Source organism: Agriterribacter humi (assembly GCF_009192765.1).
GTDB lineage: Bacteria > Bacteroidota > Bacteroidia > Chitinophagales > Chitinophagaceae > Agriterribacter > Agriterribacter humi.
The window spans coordinates 1-19838 of sequence record NZ_VOHQ01000012.1; the positions used below are offsets into that span (position 1 = coordinate 1).

Sequence of the window (19838 nt, forward strand, 5' to 3'; positions counted from 1 at the left end):
CAAAGAACTTTGCCAGACTTGAACTCGGGCTTGAGGCACCAAGACAAAAAACGGCTTGTGATAGCACTGCTTCGGCAAGTTACTTTTTCCGGTTTGGAGTTGCAACTGCTGTACACTTGAAAGAAAAAGTAAAAAAAAGTTCAAGCACGGATGACGATATAACACATCCGTGCACACGCTTTGATTTAGCTGTGGTACTACTGTATTTTCAGCTATTTATCCCTGATAAATATGCAAAGAGCTTATACTACTGTTACCAGATCTATTGCTCCAACTGTTATCACTTGACACAAAAAGTTAAATCATCATAATGCTTTGCGGCTGATCCCCTCATCCCGAATCTGAAATCCCAAATTTCAAATCTCTACACCAGCATCGTTACCGGGTTCTCTAAGTATTTTTTAAATGTTTGCAGGAATGCAGCGCCCACAGCGCCATCCACGCTCCTGTGATCGCAGCTTAATGTTATTTTCATGATATTGCTCACGCCAAACCCATCGCCTTTTTTCACTACAGTTTCTTTTATGCGCCCCACGGCCATTATAGCACTGTCCGGCGGATTGATGATAGCGGTAAATTCATCAATATCCATCATACCCAGGTTGGAAATGGTAAACGTGTTACCGCTGAATTCGTTGGGCTGAAGTTTTTTATTGCGTGCCTTTCCGCTCAGTTCTTTACTTTCGGCAGCGATCTGGCTCAGCGATTTCTGGTCGGCAAAACGTACTACCGGTACAATCAGCCCGTCTTCAATGGCTACGGCTATGCCTACATGAATATGGTGCCACTGGCGAATGCTCTCATTCATCCAGCTACTGTTTACCGCCGGGTGCTGACGTAAAGCCATAGCCGCGGCTTTTACCACCATATCATTAAAGCTTATTTTAACAGGGCTTACTTCATTCATCTGGGCCCGGGCAGTCATCGCATTATCCATTACAATTTCCATGGTAAGGTAAAAATGCGGAGCGCCAAATTTACTTTCACCCAGGCGGCGGGCAATTACCTTACGCATCTGGTTAAGACTAATGTCTGTATATCCTTCTGTACCCGGAGCGGCAGTAAATGCAGCCACGGCGCCGGCAGCGGGAGCTGTTGCAACTTTTGCGGCAGCGGGCGTATAACTGTCAATGTCTTTTTTTATGATCCTTCCCCCATCACCCGAACCCTGCACTAATTTCAGGTCAACGCCTTTATCCTTTGCAATTTTTTTAGCTAAGGGCGAGGCTTTAATTCTTCCGTTTCCATCGGATGCCGGAGCTTCTTCCGCCGGTTGCGCCGCAGGTGTTGAAGCAGTGGCTGCGGGCGCTTCTTCTTTAGCGGAAGCCACAGGCGCCGGTTGCGCATCCTGTGGATTATTTAAAGAAGCTACCAGTCCGCTCACATCCGTTCCCTCCTTACCAATAATGGCAATTACATCATTTACTTTTGCGGCTTCTCCTTCAGGCGTACCCACGTATAATAAAGTGCCATCCGTATAGCCCACTACTTCCATAGTGGCTTTATCGGTTTCTACATCGGCAAGGTTATCATCGCTTTTTACTTTGTCGCCTACTTTTTTATTCCATTTCACAATTTTTCCTTCCGTCATGGTATCGCTCAGTAAAGGCATGCGTATAACGGTAACGCCTAACTGCTCAGGTGTTACGGCAGGAACTTCCTTTTTTGGAGTCTCCGCTTTTGCAGTGCCGTTGGAAGCGGGAGCTTTTTCGGCGGGTTGCGGCTCTTGTTTTTGTTCCGCTTCTTTTTGGGGAGCTTCGGCTGATGCGCCACTCAATGCAGCTTTGTAATCTTCACCCTCTTTGCCAATTACAGCAATTACTTCTTCTACTTTTACACTTTTGCCTTTTTCAACACCAATGTATAATATAGTGCCCTCGTTATAGCTTTCCAGTTCCATTGTAGCTTTATCGGTCTCTACTTCGGCCAACAGATCGCCCGGCTTTACTTTATCGCCTACTTTTTTATGCCATTCCACGATCACCCCTTCCGTCATGGTATCGCTCATTCGCGGCATTTTAATAACTTCAGCCATACTATATATGAAATTTAAGTTTAAGATGTATTTGGAAGGTCGAAATTAAGGCAAAAAGCGCAAATGAAATGAGGCTGCATCATTTTTATCAATAGCCATGGCGAAGAGCCCGCGGTATTTGTTATGAATTACCGGCATTCCCATCTCAAACCCGCCTGCCGGACGGGCAGGTAGCAAATGTCAAATCGCAAATCTTCAATAGTCCAGCTCTAATTTTAATCTTTCCTTTAATTCTTTCACCAGCGGGTATTGCTCAATCATTTTCAGGTATTGCTCGCGGCTGGTGAGCGGACGCTCCTGCTGTGCACCGTTATCTATGGCTTCCTCTATCTGGATAGCATAGGAAAGGGAGCGGTTATTATAAAAGGATTGCAGATGTTCTATTAAGGTTCCGCGTTCCTGCTCAATAAATTTTTGCTGAATATTACTTTCCACCACTATCTCAAAACTGCTGTTGTCCATTATCTTTAATTGTGCCAGCTTAAAATTGGTAACGGCGGAATGATTTTTTTGCTCCACTAATTTATCTATATACCTGCTCCATGCTTCCTGCAGGTTTTCGGCTGTTAGGGATTTTGCTGTATGATTAGCCTGTGTTTGCTTTTGCACGATCTGTTTGCGTATTTTAGACAATGCCCCAAGCGTAGGTGTGGCTGTCACAGGCGTTTCTATTGCTATTGCGTCCCGAGCTGGTTTACCGGAGGGGATCACCGGTTTTACTGAACCCCGGCCGTATGGCGTTTCTTCCTCTTCCACCACATTGCTTTCAATGATCAGTTTGGCACCGTCCGATGGTTGCGGTTTGTTTGCAGCAGGAGATGCATTGCCTGCTAAAGCCTCATCCTTCAGTACTGCGGGTCTTATATTTTTAAATGCTACGGGTTTGGCTGCATCAGTTCGTTTTTTTTTAACAACGCCGGCTTCGTTTACCAACTCTACAGCCTGACTCAGGTATGTAAGTTTAATGAGGGCAAGTTCTACATGCAGCTTCTTATTTCGCGCACCTTTATAATTGATCTCTGCTTCATTCAAAACATTCAGCGCGCTGATCAGCCATGCCGGTGAAATCTTTTGCGCTGTAGCCACATACCTGTCTTTAAAGCTTTCCACCACTTCAAGCAAGCCCGCTATTTTTTCATCTCTGCACACAAGAAGGTTGCGCACAAATTCGGCAAAGCCATTCAGTACCAGGTCGCCTTCAAATCCTTTGCGGTTAATATCATCATACAGTAACAGGGCGCTGCCCAAATCCTGCGCCTGCATGGCTTCCATCAGCTTAAAATAATAATCCGCATCTAATATGTTCAGGTGTTCTAATGTATTCTGATAGCTGAGCTCGCCATTGGTAAAACTTACTATCTTATCTAAAATACTGAGTGCATCCCGCATGCAGCCCTCACTTTTTTGTGCAATTACCTGGAGCGCCGCTTTGTCTGATGTGATTTTTTCTTTATCACAGATCTCCTGCAAATGATCAACAGTATCATTGTTTGTAATTCTTTTAAAGTCGAATATCTGGCAGCGTGATAAAATGGTAGGAAGTATCTTGTGTTTTTCGGTAGTGGCTAAAATGAAAATGGCATAGGGCGGTGGTTCTTCCAGTGTTTTTAAAAAGGCGTTAAAAGCCGAAGAGCTCAGCATATGCACTTCATCTATAATATACACTTTGTATCTTCCGGCCTGGGGCGAAAAGCGCACCTGCTCTGTAAGTGTCCTGATATCATCTACAGAGTTATTGCTCGCCGCATCCAATTCATGAATATTAAGGGAGGCGCCATCATTAAATGATTTACAGGAGTTGCAAATATTACAGGCTTCGCCATCGGCCTGCATGTTTTCGCAATTAATGGTTTTGGCCAATATACGGGCGCAGGTGGTTTTACCTACGCCTCTGGGTCCGCAAAACAAAAAGGCATGCGCCAGTTGCTTGTTTTTGATCGCATTCTTTAAGGTAGTGGTAATATGCGCCTGGCCCACCACGGTATTAAAAGTTTGCGGACGGTATTTACGCGCCGATACAATAAAATTATCCATGCCCTGGTTCCGTTTATGCAAATGTAAGGGAATGTGAGAAATGTAAGTAGGGAGTGGTGAGTGGTCAGTAACGAGTCAGTGGGCGCCTTTACAAATCAATTCAATCTTTGTTAAAACCCAATTATCCGCGGGGTTTCCAGGGTATATCCTCAATTTTTAGCAAGTGTCCTGCATATCTTGCCAATACAAATAAATAGTCGCTCAGGCGGTTGAGATATATTAGTATAAGCGGTGCTATCTTTTCCTTTTCGGTTTCCAAATGCACGCAGCATCTTTCTGCGCGGCGGCAAACACAGCGGGCAATATGCAGAAAAGATATAGTGCTGTGGCCGCCGGGCAAAATGAAATATTTTAGCGGGGGAAGCACTTCATTCATCCGGTCTATTTCATTTTCCAGAGAAACAATGTCAGATTCATGAATATCGGGAATATGCAATTTGGTTTCTTTAGCAGGATCGCAGGCAAGCGCGGCTCCAATAGAAAACAAGTGCCATTGCACATCCTGTAATACCTTGCGGCTATGCTCATCATCAAGGGTGTCTTTACATAACCCGATGTTTGAATTTAATTCATCTATGGTTCCATATGCTTCAATACGTAAATGCGACTTTGGCACTTTTGTTCCACCAATCAGTGAAGTTGTGCCTTTATCGCCTGTTTTGGTATATATTTTAAAGGACATAGCGGTTATTTCGTGTCAACGGGAAGTTATGCTATAGAGCCAGCCTGGCACTCATCACACCACTACTGCTGCCTCAGACGTTCTTTTATCGGTTTCAATAACGCCATCCCTCAGGCGAACAATCCGTTTGGCATAGTGGGCGATATCTTCTTCATGCGTTACCAGCACTATGGTATTACCTGCCTGCTGTATTTTACCAAAAATATTCATAATCTCGTATGAAGTTTTGGAATCTAAGTTTCCTGTAGGTTCATCTGCCAGCACCAAAGACGGATTATTTACCAATGCCCTTGCAATGGCTACACGCTGGCATTGGCCACCGCTTAACTCGTTGGGGCGATGATGGCTTCTGTCGGCCAGGTCAACCTGCTCAAGTACCGACATCGCCCTTTCCATACGTTGCTTTTTGGTTACACCTGAATATATAAGCGGAAGTGCTACATTCTCCATTGCCGAAAGCCTGGGCAAAAGATTGAACTGCTGGAAAACAAAGCCAATTTCCTTGTTTCGTATTTCGGCCAGGTCATTATCTATCATTTTACTTACCTGGTGCCCGTTGAGATGATAATCCCCGCCTGTGGGCGTATCAAGGCATCCCAGTATGTTCATGAGCGTGCTTTTTCCTGAGCCTGAAGGCCCCATTAAAGCAACGTACTCATTTTTTTGAATATCAAGTGAAATGCCCTTCAAAACCTGCAATTCCTGCCTGCCCATAAAGTAGCTTTTCCTGATATTATCCAGATGAATGATGGAGTTCATAACTGCTGTTCGAAATTGTTTAAAACAAATATAAGTGAAACTCCGGGATGATATGGATTTATGGATAAAAGTCAAATCCAAATTATCTGTTAACAAAAAATACTGAAAAGTAAATATTTTGCCTGGTTTTACCTGGCTGCCTCCTACCTTCGGCTCCTTCTTTTTCTTTTTTTAGAGGGCTCATATATCTTTTTTGCCTTAACAAGCATATCAAAAAACTCTGTGTGCAGCGGATTGGCGGTATCCATAGACTCTTTGGTAAGCCTTAATACATCATCCCATGTGGCTTTTTGCAGGTAGGGCGAACTATGAAGAAATCCTCCAAACATACACACACTTGTGGCAAACTTAAAATAGTGGTTCAGGCTGTCTAATGGCTTATAATTATTAAGGCAATTGTAGTCCTGCTTTATAAGGTCTTTTTTACCCGGCAAACGGTAATTAATCGTTACTGTTGCCAGTTCTATGCCAGTGGGTTGCTTTTTAACCTGGTCCTTTCCCGGAACCAGTTCAAACACCGCTATCATTGAATGCCCCGAGCCTATTTCTCCCCCCTCCAAAGTGCTGCTGGTATCTTCCAGGGCTGTTCTTTTATTATCAAAGCCTATTAACCGGTAGGATTGGACAGCCTCATGATTGAAATGCACATTAAGCGATACATCATCTGCTACTGCATATAAGGTTTGCGTAAGCTCTTTCACCAATACTTTTTCACCCTCTCTTTCATCATCAAGATATGCAAAATTGCCGTTCCCTTTTTTTGCCAATGCCTCAATTTTAGAGTCTTTGTAGTTCCCCATCCCTACTCCCAGGCAGGTAAGATAAATGCCGCCCCGTTTCATTGTAAGGATAAGACTTTCAAGTTCACTTTCAACCGATACACCTACATTAAAATCGCCATCTGTTGCCAGTATTACCCGGTTATTGCCATCTTTTATAAATGTATTATGCGCCAGCCGGTAAGCCTGCCGTATTCCGGCCTCCCCGGGTGTAAACCCTCCTGCAGCAAGATCTTCGATAGCCTGCAATATTCTTTCTTTTTTATCGCCACTGGTGGGAGGCAACATTACACCCGTAACCCCACCGTATACTACAATGGATACGGTATCTACCGGTCGCAGATTTTCAACTAATTTTCTAAAAGCCGACTTAAGCAATGGCAACCGGTTGGGCATATCCATTGAGCCCGATACATCTATCAGAAAAACCAGGTTACTGGGAGGAATATTATTAAGATTAAGTTTTTTGGAAGTTACCTGCACAAACAACAATTGATTTTCCTCATTCCATGGACAGGAGCTCAATTGCGAACGAACAGTAAATATGCTGTCGCCACCAGGTTCTATATAATTAAAGTTGAAATAATTCAGCATTTCTTCAATACGAACAGCATCTTCAGGTACCTGGCTGTTCATATTAATGAACCGGCGGATATTGCTGTAGGAAGCCCCGTTTACATTCGGCGTAATACCGGTAACGGGGTTGCCATCTGTTTTAACAAAATCATTCTCAACCAGCGCACTGTAGGTTTCGTCTGCAACAGACAATTTACGTCCCGACAGCACTTGAAGGCTTGTGGTGAGTGATAACAGGTAATGTTTTTGAAGACTTGCCGTATAAGGCAGCATTTTCATCGTAAGCTTCTGATATTCGGAAGTATTTACCCTTAATGAAAGCGGTTCATACCCGTCGAGGGAAAGACTAATGCTGTCGGATTTTTGCGTACTGGGAATGCCAAAAGCACCACCTAACCCGCTGGAATGCAGATAACCGGTTGAATGGAGAATGATCTTTACATTCTGCAGGGGTGTATTTTTCCCATCCGCTATTTCCCCGCGTAAATAATACTGGGCACTTACCGTTGTATAAAAACAGAGCCATCCCATGAGTAAAGCGGCCTGTTTTATATGGCATTGCATGTTATAACAGTAGTTTTAGTACATCTAACGATATTGGATACATGATATTATTTCACAGGTTGTTATCCCTGGTCGGTTAGCTGATATATCTCTTTAATATTCCTGCCCAGTCCATCGTAGTCAAGTCCGTATCCTACTACAAATTTATCGGGTATGATAAACCCGCGATAATCAATAGTAGTAGGATAAATGGTGGCTTCTGGCTTATGCAGTAAAGTGCATATTTTCAAAGAGGCCGGTTGCTGATGAAAAAGTTGCGGTAAAAACTGGCTCATGGTTTTACCCGTATCAATAATATCTTCTAATATAATAACATCTCTTCCGAATAAATCTATATCAAGCCCTATAGAAGTTACAATGTGTCCCGATGATTTGGTGCCTTTATAGGAAGCCAGCTTTATAAAACAAATTTCCGCAGGTATATTCAGTACTTTAAAAAGATCCGAAGCAAACATGAATGATCCATTCAAAATTGCAATAAACAAAGGTGTTTTCCCTTCATAATCCTTTTCTAATGCATGTGCGATCTCCTGAATTTTATCAGCAATCGCTTCCTGCGAAATATAGGGTTGAAATTGTTTATCATGAATATGTATTACGGGCATGGATCAATTTTTATAAATAAGCAGTTCCTGTCCGCTGCGGATGGCATCATTCTGTAGCCTGTTCCATGAGCGAACCTGGTCTACTTCAACTCCATATTTCCGGGCTATGCCAAACAAGGTTTCCTTATTTTGAACAATATGTTTTACAGATGTTGTTGCAGGCGTATTAACTACAGGTAAGGCTTGCTCTACTTTTGCTATTTCCGTTCCGAGGATATTGTTATCTGCATTTGCCGCTGCACGCTCTGCCGCATCTTTTTGCAAATAGAGCTTTTGCCCCACAACAGGCGCTTCGTTGCCCTGCAGTTGATTGTAGGCTAATAAATTATCTAACCTTATGGCTTCCTCCTGGGCAATATCATAGAGCGCTTCCCCTTTTGTAACCAGGTGAAATGGATTTGAACCCTGCCGTCTTTTACGTTGTAAAAAAATCAACTGGTCTTTGCGTACAATATCATCCGCTTCAGACAATTCATTAAATTCAAGCAGATGTCTGTATTTAACGCCAAATTGCTCCGCAACGGAAAGTAAGGGAGTGCCTGCAACAGCTACAACTACCCTGGTATCGTTTATTCTGAATGCTTCTTCGGGATATCGCAAACGCAAAGCTTTAACCGGAGCTTCAGGCTCCGTACTTCCGCTGACCTGTGCTGCCACCGCAGTAGAAATGACAGGTATGGTATTGTTGTTAACAGCATACATCGGTTGTTCATCTTCCATTTTGCGTTTTCCCAGCGCTATCAAAGTGTATAACTGGAGGTCGTAGGTTTCAATAAACTTCACCAATTGCTGTGTATATTTTGGATTGGTGGCATAGCCGGCTTTCTTTAATCCTTTGGCCCAGTCCTGGTAATCCTCCGGATTCAACTGAAAAAGAAAAGCATAGCGCTGGCTCCTTTTTAAAAAATCGGAATGATCCCTGTAAGAATCTTCGGCCGAAGCATAGGCACGGAAACATTCTCCTCTTTCATCATCATCGTGATATACTTTGTTCCCGTCCCACCCCGTTTTGCATTTAATGCCAAAATGGTTATTGGAACGTTTTACAAGATCACTTTCACCTGCCTGTGTTTCAAGGATGCCCTGTGCCAGCTTAATGGAAGCAGGCACGCCGGTACGCTGCATTTCCTGGATAGCCAGGAATTTATAGGTATTAATATATTGGATAATAGCGGCGTTTTGCGCCTTCAAGGCAGTATAGCTAAAAACGGCCAGCACCAAAAGGATATTTACTTTTTTGATCATAGATTCGGCGTTCTATTTTTTCAGAATCAGCATTAACCCGTCTCTAACGGTTAATAATACCTGTTCTACCCTGTTGTCTTTTTTTACATGTTCATTAAATGCATGAATGGCTTTTGCGTTTTTTCCTTCTATTTGTTTTTCAAGCACCTGGCCATGAAACAGCACGTTATCGGCTATCATAAAACCGCCGGGCTTCAATTGCGGCAGCGCCATTTCATAATAATTGATGTAATTCACCTTATCTGCATCTATAAAAACCATATCCCAGCTTTCGTTCAATGTTGGGATAATCTCTAATGCATTCCCAACCTGCAATTTAATACGATCCTTTACAGCGCTTTTGTTAAAAAAATCAAGCGCTTTCGATGCATCTTCTTCGCGTAATTCAATGGTATACAATATCCCCCCATCAATCAACCCTTCCGCAAGGCACAATGCGCTATACCCTGTGAATGTTCCAATTTCCAATATGCGTGAAGGACGGATCATCCGGCTCAGCATGCTCAGCAATTTTCCCTGCACCTGCCCGCTAAGCATATGTGCATGAGGATGGTTTTCATTGGTGTAAACCGCTACTTCCTGCAACAATTCGTCTTCGCCTGTCGTAAATTGTTCCGAGTAACCCTGCGCAAAAACGTTAAGTATTTCCACATCGCTCCTTTCGGCAAAGGTAAGGCCAAGAAATGCCAAATACAATTATAGCCCACCCAAATTACTGCTGCATTGAATAATACACCTGCACAAAAAATATTGTATGTTGGATTAAAAGATGAGGCATTAATATTAGCTGGTATAGTCTATACTATTCATCTCTCAAACCACTGCATTATTCAAAATCCATCTATCAACGAATCTTCTGTCATGAGATTGCCTTATCTTTCTTTTTCAACAGATTTACCCCATTTTTGTGTAAATATGGTATATGAACAATAGCGAGCTCTTTATTTCTGCTTCCGAAGCGGTGCAATGCATACAATCGGGCAACCGCGTGTTTTTGCATGGTAGTGCGGCAACACCCATAACCCTGATAGAAGCCATGCAGCGCAGGCATGCAGAATTAAAAAATGTAGAACTGGTAAGCATTACCAACCTGGGAAACGTGGATTTCAATAAACCGGAGATCCGGAAAAGCTTCTTTTTTAATTCATTGTTTGTGTCGGCTAATACGCGTGCTGTGGCAAACAGCAATGATGGCGATTATGTACCTATATTTTTGAGTGAGATCCCGCAGCTTTTCAGGAAATCCATATTACCCATTGATGTGGCGCTGGTACAGGTATCGCCACCCGATGTGCACGGGTATTGTTCCTTAGGTACTTCTGTTGATATTGCGCGGGCTGCTGTGGATACCGCTAAAATAGTTGTTGCACAGGTAAATCCCAATATGCCGCGCACACATGGAGATGGTTTTTTGCATACCAGCAAAATACATGCGCTGGTTTGGGATGAAAGCAGTCTCCCGGAAGTGGATTATTCCCAAAAAGTGAGTGACAGTGTTGAGAAGATCGGTCGTCATGTGGCATCTTTAATTGAGGATGGCGCCTGTTTACAAATGGGTATCGGCGTTATTCCCGACCAGGTTCTAAAAAACCTTGGCAATCATAAAAACCTGGGTTTACATACTGAAATGTTGTCGGATGGGGTTATACCGCTTATACAAAATGGGGTGATCAATAACAGTCAAAAAAAAATAAATACAGGCCGCTCTGTTACCGGGTTTATGGTTGGCACACGAAAGCTGTACGATTTTGTACACGACAACCCCTCCATACGGGTAATGGACATCAGTTATGTAAACGATACCAGCAATATCAGGAAAAATCCCCGCGCAACGGCTATTAACAGCGCCATTGAGATTGATCTTACCGGGCAGGTATGCGCCGATTCTATTGGCACTTACCAATTTTCGGGCATTGGGGGCCAAATGGATTTTATGCGGGGCGCTTCTCTATCCGAAAACGGGAAGCCTATTATTGCTTTACCATCTGTTACTTCAAAAGGGATATCCCGCATTGCGCCTTTTTTAAAAGAAGGCGCCGGAGTAGTTACTACACGGGGGCATGTTCATTGGGTGGTTACAGAATTTGGGATCGTGGATTTGTTTGGGAAGAATTTAAAACAACGGGCAAAAGCGCTTATCAGTATAGCTCACCCCGATCACCGGGAAGCGCTGGAAAAAGCATTTCACTCGCGATTTAAATCTTCATCTTAATTTGCATTCCATTTATTTTACAGCCGGGGTATACGGCTGAACATCATTATATGAACCATACAGTTTCAAAAAACAACAGCATAGTCATTACCGGGGCGGCGGGTTTTATCGGCAGTTGCCTGGCATCCTTTCTTAACAGCAGGGGATTTGAAAATCTTATCCTGGTGGATGAATTTGAAAGAAACGACAAGCTGAATAATCTCCTTAATAAAAAATACGCGCACAAAATAGAAAGAGATCTTTTTTTTGAGTGGCTGCATCAAAACAAACCTGATATTGATTTTGTTTTTCATTTAGGCGCACGTACAGACACCACTGAATTTGATTACGCCGTACACCAGCGGCTGAACGTGGAATACTCGCAGGATATATGGAATTATTGCGTATTGCACAATACGCCCATTGTGTATGCTTCTTCTGCAGCTACTTATGGATCTGGCGTCCTGGGTTATAAGGATGATCATGATATTGTAAACAAGCTTGAGCCACTAAATCCTTATGGTATTTCAAAAAATGAATTTGATAAATGGGTACTCCGCCAGCACAGTGAGCCGCCTTTTTGGGCCGGACTAAAATTCTTTAATGTTTACGGACCCAACGAATACCACAAAGGACGCATGGCCAGTGTGGTATTTCATGCCTTTAATCAGGTAAAACAAAAAGGGTATGTAAATTTATTCAAATCGCACCGGCCCGATTATAAGGATGGGGAACAGCTACGCGACTTTGTGTATGTAAAGGATGTGCTGAATATTTGTTACTGGCTCATGGAAAACCAGCCGGACTCCGCCCTCTATAATCTCGGCGCCGGCAAAGCAAGAAGCTTTTATGACCTGGCCCTTGCCACATTTGCGGGAATGGGCATACCGCCGGATATCCGTTTTATTGATATGCCTGAAGATATTCGCGACAAATACCAGTATTTTACAGAAGCGAACATTACCAAACTAAAAAAGGCCGGGTATACGAATACGTTTTACAGTCTTGAAGAGGGCATTGACGATTATGTAAAAAATTATTTAATTACAGGAAACTATTATTAGCATGAATAAAAAAATAGCCATCATTGGCGGCGGGAACCTGGGCACTGCCATTGCGGAAGGATTGATCCAAAGCGGATTTGTTTTACCCGATCATATTTTGATCACCAAAAGAAATCTTTCAACGCTCCGGTACCTCGAGGAAAAAGGTGTGCTGGTAAGTAATGACAATGCCGAAGCACTTCGTTTTGCCGACATGGTCATTCTTGCAGTAAAACCTTTCCAGGTTGATGATGTACTGGGCGCTATTAAACCGCTTTTTGATGAGAACAGGCATGTTTTGGTTTCAGTGGTTACAGGTATATCCACAGCGCATATCCACGGTATTTTAAATAAAAAAATATCAACCGTAAGGGCTATGCCCAATACAGCCATCGCTATACAGCAGAGTATGACCTGTATAAGTGCAAGAGATATTACCAGTGAGCAGTTGGATTATGTGAAAGACATATTCAACCAGTTAGGTCTGGTAGCTGTAATTGAAGAAAAGCTGATGAATGCAGCAACAGTATTGGCTGCATGCGGAACGGCATATGCCATGCGTTATATCCGTGCCAATATCCAGGGCGGTATTGAAATTGGATTTGATGCGGCTACCGCTAGCCTGATTGCCGCGCAAACAGTAAAAGGCGCCGCACAACTGTTGTTGCAAAAAAATACACATCCCGAACAGGAAATAGATAAAGTAACCACCCCCAAGGGTTGTACCATAGCGGGGCTAAATGAAATGGAACACCAGGGCTTCAGCTCATCCCTCATTAAAGGGATTGTAGCGAGCTACGATAAAATTGCATCCGATAATAAATAAGGTATGACGTGTGAGGTAACCGGATTTGAGATTTAAAATTTTTAGTTTGTGATTTATCGTTTGCAGTTTATGGTTGCATAACACACTCCGGCGATACAAAAAAAAATAATTATGGGGCTATCTATTCATTATTCAGGTATTCTTCGAGACAAAAAATTATTAGGGCCTCTGATGGAAGAAGTAAAGGAAATTTCAGAAACGCTTGATTGGACACCGCATATTATTGATGATAAAGGTTTAAAAGGAATAGCCTTTGCACCCGAAGGAAGCGAACCTGTCTTTCTTACTTTCGACCACAACAACCGATCGCTCTCGCCCATGAACATCCTTGTCAAAGAAATTTATGATGGTGTTCGCTTTGATAAAGAACTGATGTTTACTACGAGCGTCAAAACACAATACGCCGGCCCGGATGCTCATATTGCTATCATCAAACTTTTAAAACATATTTCTGCAAAATACCCGGAAAGCTTTACCCTTAGTGATGAAGGAAATTATTGGGAAACCGGTGATGAAAAAATTTTATATGCTCAGTTTAAAAAATATGAGGAAGCACTCAATTTTGTTCAGAAATCCCTGCAGGATTTTACTGCTGTGCCCGGCGAAACCGCCTCTTCGCTGGCGGAAAGAATTGAGAAAATTTGAAGGGAAAATTGGAAAGGAAGAAGAATGAAATTATGAGTGCCGGGGGAGTCTTCATTAAAGCCCGTTGTGAGGAGCTATGGGACTTATGCGCTGAACGAGTCTCCGGCAGTACTAAAAGCAGAAAGAAAAAATTATTTCCCCGTGGATAAAAGATATTGAAGGGCCAATTCATACCCTTTTAAACCCAATCCAAAAATACTGCCTACCGATTTGCCCGATACATGTGACAGCTTGCGAAAATCTTCCCTGGCATGTACATTGGAGATATGTACTTCCACCACAGGTGTTCTAATGGCCGCAATGGCATCGCCAATGGCAACAGAAGTATGCGTATATCCCGCAGGATTTAATATAATGCCATCATAGGTGTAGCCCAATTTTTGCAATTCACTCACCAGCTCACCTTCAATATTGCTCTGGTAATAATAAAGGCTCACCTGCGGAAATTTCTTTTGCAGTTCATCAAAGTATTTTTCAAATGGCATATTGCCATAAATATCCGTTTCCCTTTTACCAAGGAGGTTTAAATTGGGTCCATTGATGATCGCGATTTTCATACCTATATTTCTTTTACCAATACACAATACTATTCACCTTCACCTTTCACTCTCACGCTCCACATTTCACTTTTTCACACTGACACCCTCATACCTGCCGCCTCACCCCTCCTTCATCATACCCATAAACTCATCAAACAAATAGCGGCTATCGTGCGGGCCGGGCGTTGATTCCGGGTGATATTGAACAGAAAACGCAGGCTTATCTTTCATGCGTATTCCTTCAATGGAATCATCATTCAAATTAATATGCGTAATTTCTACAGCCTGTGATTTTTTTACTGCTTCCGGGTCAATCCCAAACCCATGATTTTGGGTGGTGATCTCGCTTCTCCCGGTAATAATATTTTTTACAGGATGATTCAATCCACGATGACCATGATGCATTTTAAAAGTAGGTATCCCGTTAGCCATCGCAAGCAACTGGTGCCCGAGGCAAATACCAAATAAAGGTTTTCCTTTTTGAAGTATTCCTTTTACTGTTTGAACCCCGTAATCCATAGGTGCAGGATCGCCCGGTCCATTGGATATAAAATAACCATGCGGGTTAAAATCTTCTATCTGTTCCAGCGCTGTTTTAGCAGGGTATACTCTTACATACGCCCCCCTTTCAGTAAGGCAGTTCAAAATATTCTTCTTCACCCCAAAATCATATACCGCCACCCGGGTTGCCGAATGCGGGTTGCCCATTTCATATACCTCACGGGTAGAAACAACGGAAGCCAGCTCCAGTCCGTTCATAGAAGGTGTTTCCGCCAGCTTGGACTTAAGAATACTTAAATCCGTAGTTTCTGAAGAGATAATACAGTTCATAGCACCGCTGGTACGTATATGCACTACCAACGCTCTTGTGTCAATGCCGTGTATGGAAACAACCTGCTGCTCTTCGAGGTATTGCTGAAGGGAATGATCTGCCTGCAAGCGGCTGTATCTTTCTTCCAGGTTTCGGCCGATCAATCCTTTTATCTTTACGGAATTGCTTTCTACATCCGCAGCTTTTACACCATAGTTTCCTACATGGGCGGCATTCATAATAACAACCTGCCCGTAATAACTGGGATCGGTAAATACTTCCTGGTAGCCGGTCATGCCCGTATTAAAGCAAATTTCACCCGTGGTAGTTCCTGTTTTACCAAAAGCTTTACCATAAAAAACGTTTCCATCTTCCAAAAGAAGTACTGCCGGTTTTGTGAGAGATTCAGACATTCTATACAAATTTTGCAAATAAAATAAATTACAATGGTTTTTGCCAAAACTATTTCTGCACAATTGTGCTGTATGCAAAAAAAGCAGGACCTTATAATGATCCTGCTTTGCTATTAAAAGGTTATTAACATTTTCGATATTACTCCGCGGTTTTTTCTTTATCGGTTTCCGGGGTTTCCTCAACCTTAGCTTCAACTGCAGGCTGTGCTTGTTCGGCAACTTCTTCTTTGGCTTCCGCTTTCTTTTTGCTACCTGCCCTGCGCGTTCTTTTTGTAGTTGTTGCGGCTTTTTCCGTGCCTTTGGTATACACTTCGTTGAAATCAACCAGCTCAATCAGCGCTGTTTCGGCATTATCACCAAGACGTTTTCCTAGTTTAATGATGCGGGTATAACCACCAGGTCTGCCGGCAACTTTAGGTGCAATTACAGTAAACAATTCTTTTACTACTTCTTTATTCTGCAGATAGCTAAACACCAACCGGTGATTGTGCATGATCTGCTCTTTGGTTTCGTTCTTTTTGGTTTTGGTAATAAGGGGCTCAATAAAAGTTCTGAGGGCCTTTGCTTTTGCCAGCGTTGTTACGATACGCTTGTTTGTCAATAATGCATTGGCTAAATTGTTCAGCAGCGCTTTTCTGTGTGAGGCTGTTCTGCTGAGATTGTTGATCTTGTCTCCGTGACGCATGACTGTTTAATTTGGGATTTGAAATCTGCCTGTCGGCAGACAGGTTTGAAATTTCAAATCATGTTATGAATACCTTCCTGTACCGTGTCAGGGAATTACAGGCCGGCTCTGTGCTTAAGCAACAGATTATGATTGTGCATATTATTATTTCTTTTCTCTTACGCCCACCTTCTCACCTCTCCATTCTCTTAAAACTCATCCTTATCCAATCCCAGCTTAGCGAGGTCCATTCCAAAATGAAGGCTTCTTTCGCCCAACACCTGTTCAATTTCTGCCAGTGATTTCTGACCGAAATTACGGAATTTCATCAGGTCTTCCTGTTCGTACTGCACCAGTTCGCTTAAGCTGTTAATTTTAGCAGCTTTCAAACAGTTGAATGCACGTACACTCAGGTCCAGATCTTCCAATGGTGTTTTCAGCACTTTACGCAGTTGCAACACCTGTTCATCTACTACATCTTCTTTCTTGTCTTCCTTACTGTCGAATGTAATATTTTCATCAGTAATGATCATCAGATGCTGGATAAGAATGCGTGAAGCCTGTTTTACAGCTTCTTCAGGATGGATTGTACCATCAGTCTGCACATCCATTAACAGTTTTTCGTAGTCTGTTCTTTGCTCCACACGGAAATTTTCAATTCCGTATTTCACATTTTTAATGGGTGTGAAAATAGAATCAGTAGGGATATATCCAAAAGGAGCATCTTTGACTTTATTATCTTCAGAAGGAACATAACCACGTCCTTTCCCGATAGTAATCTCAATATTCAGTTTAGAAGAAGGATCCAGCGTGCAAATTAACAACTCAGGGTTCATAACCTGGAAAGATGCAGTAGCTTCTCCTATTGTGGCAGCGGTAAACTCGCTTTTTCCTTTAATGGAAAGCGTAAGTTTTTCCTGGCTGATATCGGTGTCCAGAATTTTTTTAAACCGAACCTGTTTCAGGTTTAGGATAATTTCTGTAACATCTTCAGTCACTCCTTTTAGTGTAGCAAACTCATGCTCTGCTCCCTCAATAAAAATACCAATGATCGCATAACCTTCCAGTGAATTTAATAAAACCCTGCGAAGTGCGTTACCAATGGTAACACCATAACCCGGCTCTAACGGGCGGAATTCAAAAGATGCTTCAAACTCATTCGCTTTTTGCAGAATGATCTTATCCGGCTTTTGGAAATTTAAAATGGCCATATTTAAATTTCAATTTTAAGTTTTTGATACCTTGTTCGTTGGATAGATTTCCGGTATCTGTTTAATAATGGAATCAACTCTTTTTATACCTCGCAACAGAGGGTGGAACTATTATTTGGAATACAGCTCCACGATAAGTTGCTCCTTAATGTTTTCAGGAACACTTTCTCTTTCGGGATAGGTGATAAAAGTTCCGGTTAACTCGGTTTCGTTCCAGTCTAACCAGTTGAACTTCGGATTTTTACCACGCACCTGGCTGGTAACCGCAGTATTCGCCCTGCTTTTATCTTTAAGACTTACCATATCCCCGGCTTTTAACCTGTATGATGGGATATTAACCACTTCACCATTTACCGTTACGTGCTTGTGTGCCACCAGTTGCCTTGCAGCAGGACGGGATGGAGCAACACCCAGACGGTATACGGTATTATCTAAACGGGATTCAAGCAATTTAATAAGATTTTCGCCGGTAACACCGCCTAAGCGGGATGCTTCTTCGAATGTTTTACGGAACTGACGTTCCAGCAAACCATACGTATATTTGGCTTTTTGCTTTTCTTTTAACTGAAGCGCGTATTCTCCTGGCGCTTTACGTTTTTTGGAATTGCCATGCTGACCGGGGGGGAAACTGTTCTTGGTAAGATATTTACCATTGCCAAGGATCGGTTCGCCAAAAATGCGGGAAATCCTTGTTTTGGGGCCTGTGTAACGTGCCATAATTGTTTTACTTTGATTTTTTAATTACGGTGTGCGATCATTAAAAATCTAAAATCAATCGCAAACCTGTTTATAAATGTATGATTTCGGATTTTTTGATTTCGGATTTTCAAATCAGAAATTACCAAATCAAAAATCAGCAATTCCGCTATACTCTTCTTTTCTTGGGAGGACGGCAACCATTGTGGGGCAGGGGTGTAACATCCTTGATCATGTTTACTTCAATACCGCTGTTGGCAATAGCACGGATAGCGCTTTCACGTCCGGAGCCGGGCCCTTTTACAAATACGTCTACTCTTTTCAAACCTGCTTCCGCAGCTACTCTGGCCGCATCCGAAGCCGCCATCTGCGCTGCATAAGGCGTATTCTTTTTAGATCCTTTAAAACCCATCTTACCGGCGCTGCTCCAACTGATCACCTGTCCGGTTTTATTGGTTAAGCTAACAATAAGATTATTGAAACTTGCAGTTACATGGGCATCGCCGTATGCATCTACTTTTACCACTCTTTTTTTTGCAGCGGCTTTTGCGCTGCCTGCCTGTGCTTTAGCCATAATACGAGGTAGTCCTTTAAATAGTTAAAATAAATCTGCGAATAGTTCCTCCCCGTGAAGCATACGGATCCGGTAACCATTCTATAATATTACTTCTTGGTTGCTTTCTTTTTACCGGCAACTGTTTTACGCTTGCCTTTACGTGTACGCGAATTGGTACGGGTGCGCTGCCCGCGAACAGGCAATCCCTTGCGGTGACGTAACCCACGGTAACAGGCTATATCCAGCAAACGCTTTATACTCATTTGCACTTCAGAACGCAATTGTCCCTCTACCTTAAATTCGTTGGTAATGATATTACGAATGGAATTTAAATCCTCATCATTCCATTCATTTACTTTTTTATCGTAGCTTATTTCCGCTTTTTCTAAAATGTACCTGGCGGTAGAGCTGCCAATACCAAAAATATAGGTCAACCCTATTTCCCCTCTTTTGTTCTTAGGTAAATCAACACCGGCAATACGAGCCATAAAGATTTTAAATTTTAAATTTCAAATTTTAGATTTCTTAACCCTGTCTTTGCTTGAAGCGAGGGTTTTTTTTGTTGATTACATACAATACCCCTTTTCTCCTCACGATCTTACAATCAACGCTACGTTTTTTTATGGATGCTCTTACTCTCATTTTATTGAGTTTTATGTATAAATATTATTTATATCTGAAAATAATTCTTCCCCTGCTCAAATCATACGGACTCATCTCTACTCCCACCTTATCACCCGGCAATATCCGGATATAATGCATTCTCATTTTCCCCGAAATGGTTGCCAGGATCTCATGTCCATTTTCTAATTTTACCTTGAACATTGCGTTGGACAAGGCTTCTAAAATGATTCCATCCTGTTTAATAAGTGTTTGTTTTGCCATACCGTTTTTGGGTGCGCAAAGATACGATTATAATGTTGATTATAACAAAAAAAGAGAAATTTTCCGGAAAGGGACGCAA

Annotated in this window: 22 protein-coding genes; 5 read left to right on the top strand and 17 right to left on the bottom strand. The window is 42.4% G+C overall.

Annotated features, from left to right (window positions below; all coding sequences use genetic code 11):
- A partial coding sequence (locus FRX45_RS23635; protein WP_226805440.1) for a hypothetical protein occupies nucleotides 1–311 on the top strand: 311 nt, incomplete at its 5' end.
- A gap of 53 nt (nucleotides 312–364) precedes the next feature.
- On the opposite strand, the gene FRX45_RS17815 is transcribed toward FRX45_RS23635, so the two are convergent.
- From FRX45_RS17815 to FRX45_RS17850, 8 genes are all read right to left on the bottom strand, one after another.
- On the bottom strand, nucleotides 365–2035 hold the full coding sequence (locus tag FRX45_RS17815) for a pyruvate dehydrogenase complex dihydrolipoamide acetyltransferase (protein ID WP_152269835.1): 1671 nt from the start codon (nucleotides 2033–2035) through the stop codon (nucleotides 365–367).
- 195 nt (nucleotides 2036–2230) lie between these two features.
- Nucleotides 2231–4069, bottom strand: coding sequence for a DNA polymerase III subunit gamma/tau (locus FRX45_RS17820; RefSeq protein ID WP_152269836.1), 1839 nt, complete (start codon nucleotides 4067–4069; stop codon nucleotides 2231–2233).
- A 121-nt stretch (nucleotides 4070–4190) separates the two neighbouring features.
- The gene (locus FRX45_RS17825) at nucleotides 4191–4751 is read right to left on the bottom strand and encodes a cob(I)yrinic acid a,c-diamide adenosyltransferase (RefSeq protein ID WP_152269837.1); all 561 of its coding nucleotides are present in this window, start codon (nucleotides 4749–4751) and stop codon (nucleotides 4191–4193) included.
- Between the two features lie 54 nt (nucleotides 4752–4805).
- Nucleotides 4806–5510: an ABC transporter ATP-binding protein gene (locus tag FRX45_RS17830; protein WP_152269838.1), complete on the bottom strand. Its 705-nt coding sequence runs from the start codon at nucleotides 5508–5510 to the stop codon at nucleotides 4806–4808.
- A 143-nt stretch (nucleotides 5511–5653) separates the two neighbouring features.
- Nucleotides 5654–7144: a vWA domain-containing protein gene (locus FRX45_RS17835; protein ID WP_394350038.1), complete on the bottom strand. Its 1491-nt coding sequence runs from the start codon at nucleotides 7142–7144 to the stop codon at nucleotides 5654–5656.
- A gap of 347 nt (nucleotides 7145–7491) precedes the next feature.
- Nucleotides 7492–8034 (bottom strand): hypoxanthine phosphoribosyltransferase, encoded by a 543-nt coding sequence (gene hpt, locus FRX45_RS17840; RefSeq protein WP_152269840.1) that lies wholly within the window; start codon nucleotides 8032–8034, stop codon nucleotides 7492–7494.
- Nucleotides 8035–8037: 3 nt separating this feature from the next.
- The gene (locus tag FRX45_RS17845) at nucleotides 8038–9279 is read right to left on the bottom strand and encodes a glucosaminidase domain-containing protein (RefSeq protein WP_152269841.1); all 1242 of its coding nucleotides are present in this window, start codon (nucleotides 9277–9279) and stop codon (nucleotides 8038–8040) included.
- 12 nt (nucleotides 9280–9291) lie between these two features.
- Nucleotides 9292–9969, bottom strand: a complete 678-nt coding sequence (locus FRX45_RS17850; protein WP_226805441.1) for an O-methyltransferase — start codon at nucleotides 9967–9969, stop codon at nucleotides 9292–9294.
- Nucleotides 9970–10201: 232 nt separating this feature from the next.
- On the opposite strand from FRX45_RS17850, the gene FRX45_RS17855 reads away from it, so the two are divergent.
- The 4 genes from FRX45_RS17855 (at nucleotide 10202) to FRX45_RS17870 (ending at nucleotide 13984) form a co-directional block, all read left to right on the top strand.
- Nucleotides 10202–11491 carry an acetyl-CoA hydrolase/transferase family protein gene (locus tag FRX45_RS17855; RefSeq protein ID WP_152269842.1) on the top strand — a complete coding sequence of 430 codons (1290 nt, stop codon included), beginning with the start codon at nucleotides 10202–10204 and terminating at the stop codon, nucleotides 11489–11491.
- A 50-nt stretch (nucleotides 11492–11541) separates the two neighbouring features.
- Entirely contained in the window at nucleotides 11542–12534 is a 993-nt protein-coding gene (gene rfaD, locus FRX45_RS17860; RefSeq protein ID WP_152269843.1) for an ADP-glyceromanno-heptose 6-epimerase, read from the top strand.
- A 1-nt stretch (nucleotide 12535) separates the two neighbouring features.
- Nucleotides 12536–13339 (top strand): pyrroline-5-carboxylate reductase, encoded by an 804-nt coding sequence (proC, locus tag FRX45_RS17865; RefSeq protein ID WP_152269844.1) that lies wholly within the window; start codon nucleotides 12536–12538, stop codon nucleotides 13337–13339.
- 111 nt (nucleotides 13340–13450) lie between these two features.
- Nucleotides 13451–13984 (top strand): hypothetical protein, encoded by a 534-nt coding sequence (locus FRX45_RS17870; protein WP_152269845.1) that lies wholly within the window; start codon nucleotides 13451–13453, stop codon nucleotides 13982–13984.
- A gap of 131 nt (nucleotides 13985–14115) precedes the next feature.
- On the opposite strand, the gene aroQ is transcribed toward FRX45_RS17870, so the two are convergent.
- The 9 genes from aroQ to infA all read right to left on the bottom strand — a co-directional run bounded on the left by aroQ (nucleotide 14116) and on the right by infA (nucleotide 19759).
- Nucleotides 14116–14541 (bottom strand): type II 3-dehydroquinate dehydratase, encoded by a 426-nt coding sequence (gene aroQ / locus FRX45_RS17875; protein ID WP_152269846.1) that lies wholly within the window; start codon nucleotides 14539–14541, stop codon nucleotides 14116–14118.
- Nucleotides 14542–14643: 102 nt separating this feature from the next.
- Nucleotides 14644–15747 (bottom strand): glutamine-hydrolyzing carbamoyl-phosphate synthase small subunit, encoded by a 1104-nt coding sequence (carA, locus tag FRX45_RS17880; RefSeq protein ID WP_152269847.1) that lies wholly within the window; start codon nucleotides 15745–15747, stop codon nucleotides 14644–14646.
- A gap of 139 nt (nucleotides 15748–15886) precedes the next feature.
- Nucleotides 15887–16432 (bottom strand): 50S ribosomal protein L17, encoded by a 546-nt coding sequence (gene rplQ, locus FRX45_RS17885; RefSeq protein WP_152269848.1) that lies wholly within the window; start codon nucleotides 16430–16432, stop codon nucleotides 15887–15889.
- Between the two features lie 188 nt (nucleotides 16433–16620).
- The gene (locus tag FRX45_RS17890; RefSeq protein ID WP_152269849.1) at nucleotides 16621–17622 is read right to left on the bottom strand and encodes a DNA-directed RNA polymerase subunit alpha; all 1002 of its coding nucleotides are present in this window, start codon (nucleotides 17620–17622) and stop codon (nucleotides 16621–16623) included.
- Nucleotides 17623–17733: 111 nt separating this feature from the next.
- Nucleotides 17734–18339, bottom strand: coding sequence for a 30S ribosomal protein S4 (rpsD, locus tag FRX45_RS17895; RefSeq protein WP_152269850.1), 606 nt, complete (start codon nucleotides 18337–18339; stop codon nucleotides 17734–17736).
- A 148-nt stretch (nucleotides 18340–18487) separates the two neighbouring features.
- A complete protein-coding gene (gene rpsK, locus FRX45_RS17900; RefSeq protein WP_152269851.1) occupies nucleotides 18488–18892 on the bottom strand; it encodes a 30S ribosomal protein S11 in 405 nt (134 codons plus the stop codon).
- Nucleotides 18893–18981: 89 nt separating this feature from the next.
- The gene (gene rpsM / locus FRX45_RS17905; RefSeq protein ID WP_152269852.1) at nucleotides 18982–19362 is read right to left on the bottom strand and encodes a 30S ribosomal protein S13; all 381 of its coding nucleotides are present in this window, start codon (nucleotides 19360–19362) and stop codon (nucleotides 18982–18984) included.
- A 37-nt stretch (nucleotides 19363–19399) separates the two neighbouring features.
- Nucleotides 19400–19516 (bottom strand): 50S ribosomal protein L36, encoded by a 117-nt coding sequence (rpmJ, locus tag FRX45_RS17910; protein WP_152269853.1) that lies wholly within the window; start codon nucleotides 19514–19516, stop codon nucleotides 19400–19402.
- Between the two features lie 24 nt (nucleotides 19517–19540).
- Complete coding sequence (infA, locus tag FRX45_RS17915) at nucleotides 19541–19759, bottom strand: translation initiation factor IF-1 (RefSeq protein WP_152269854.1); 219 nt, start codon at nucleotides 19757–19759, stop codon at nucleotides 19541–19543.
- Between the last annotated feature and the right edge of the window lie 79 nt (nucleotides 19760–19838).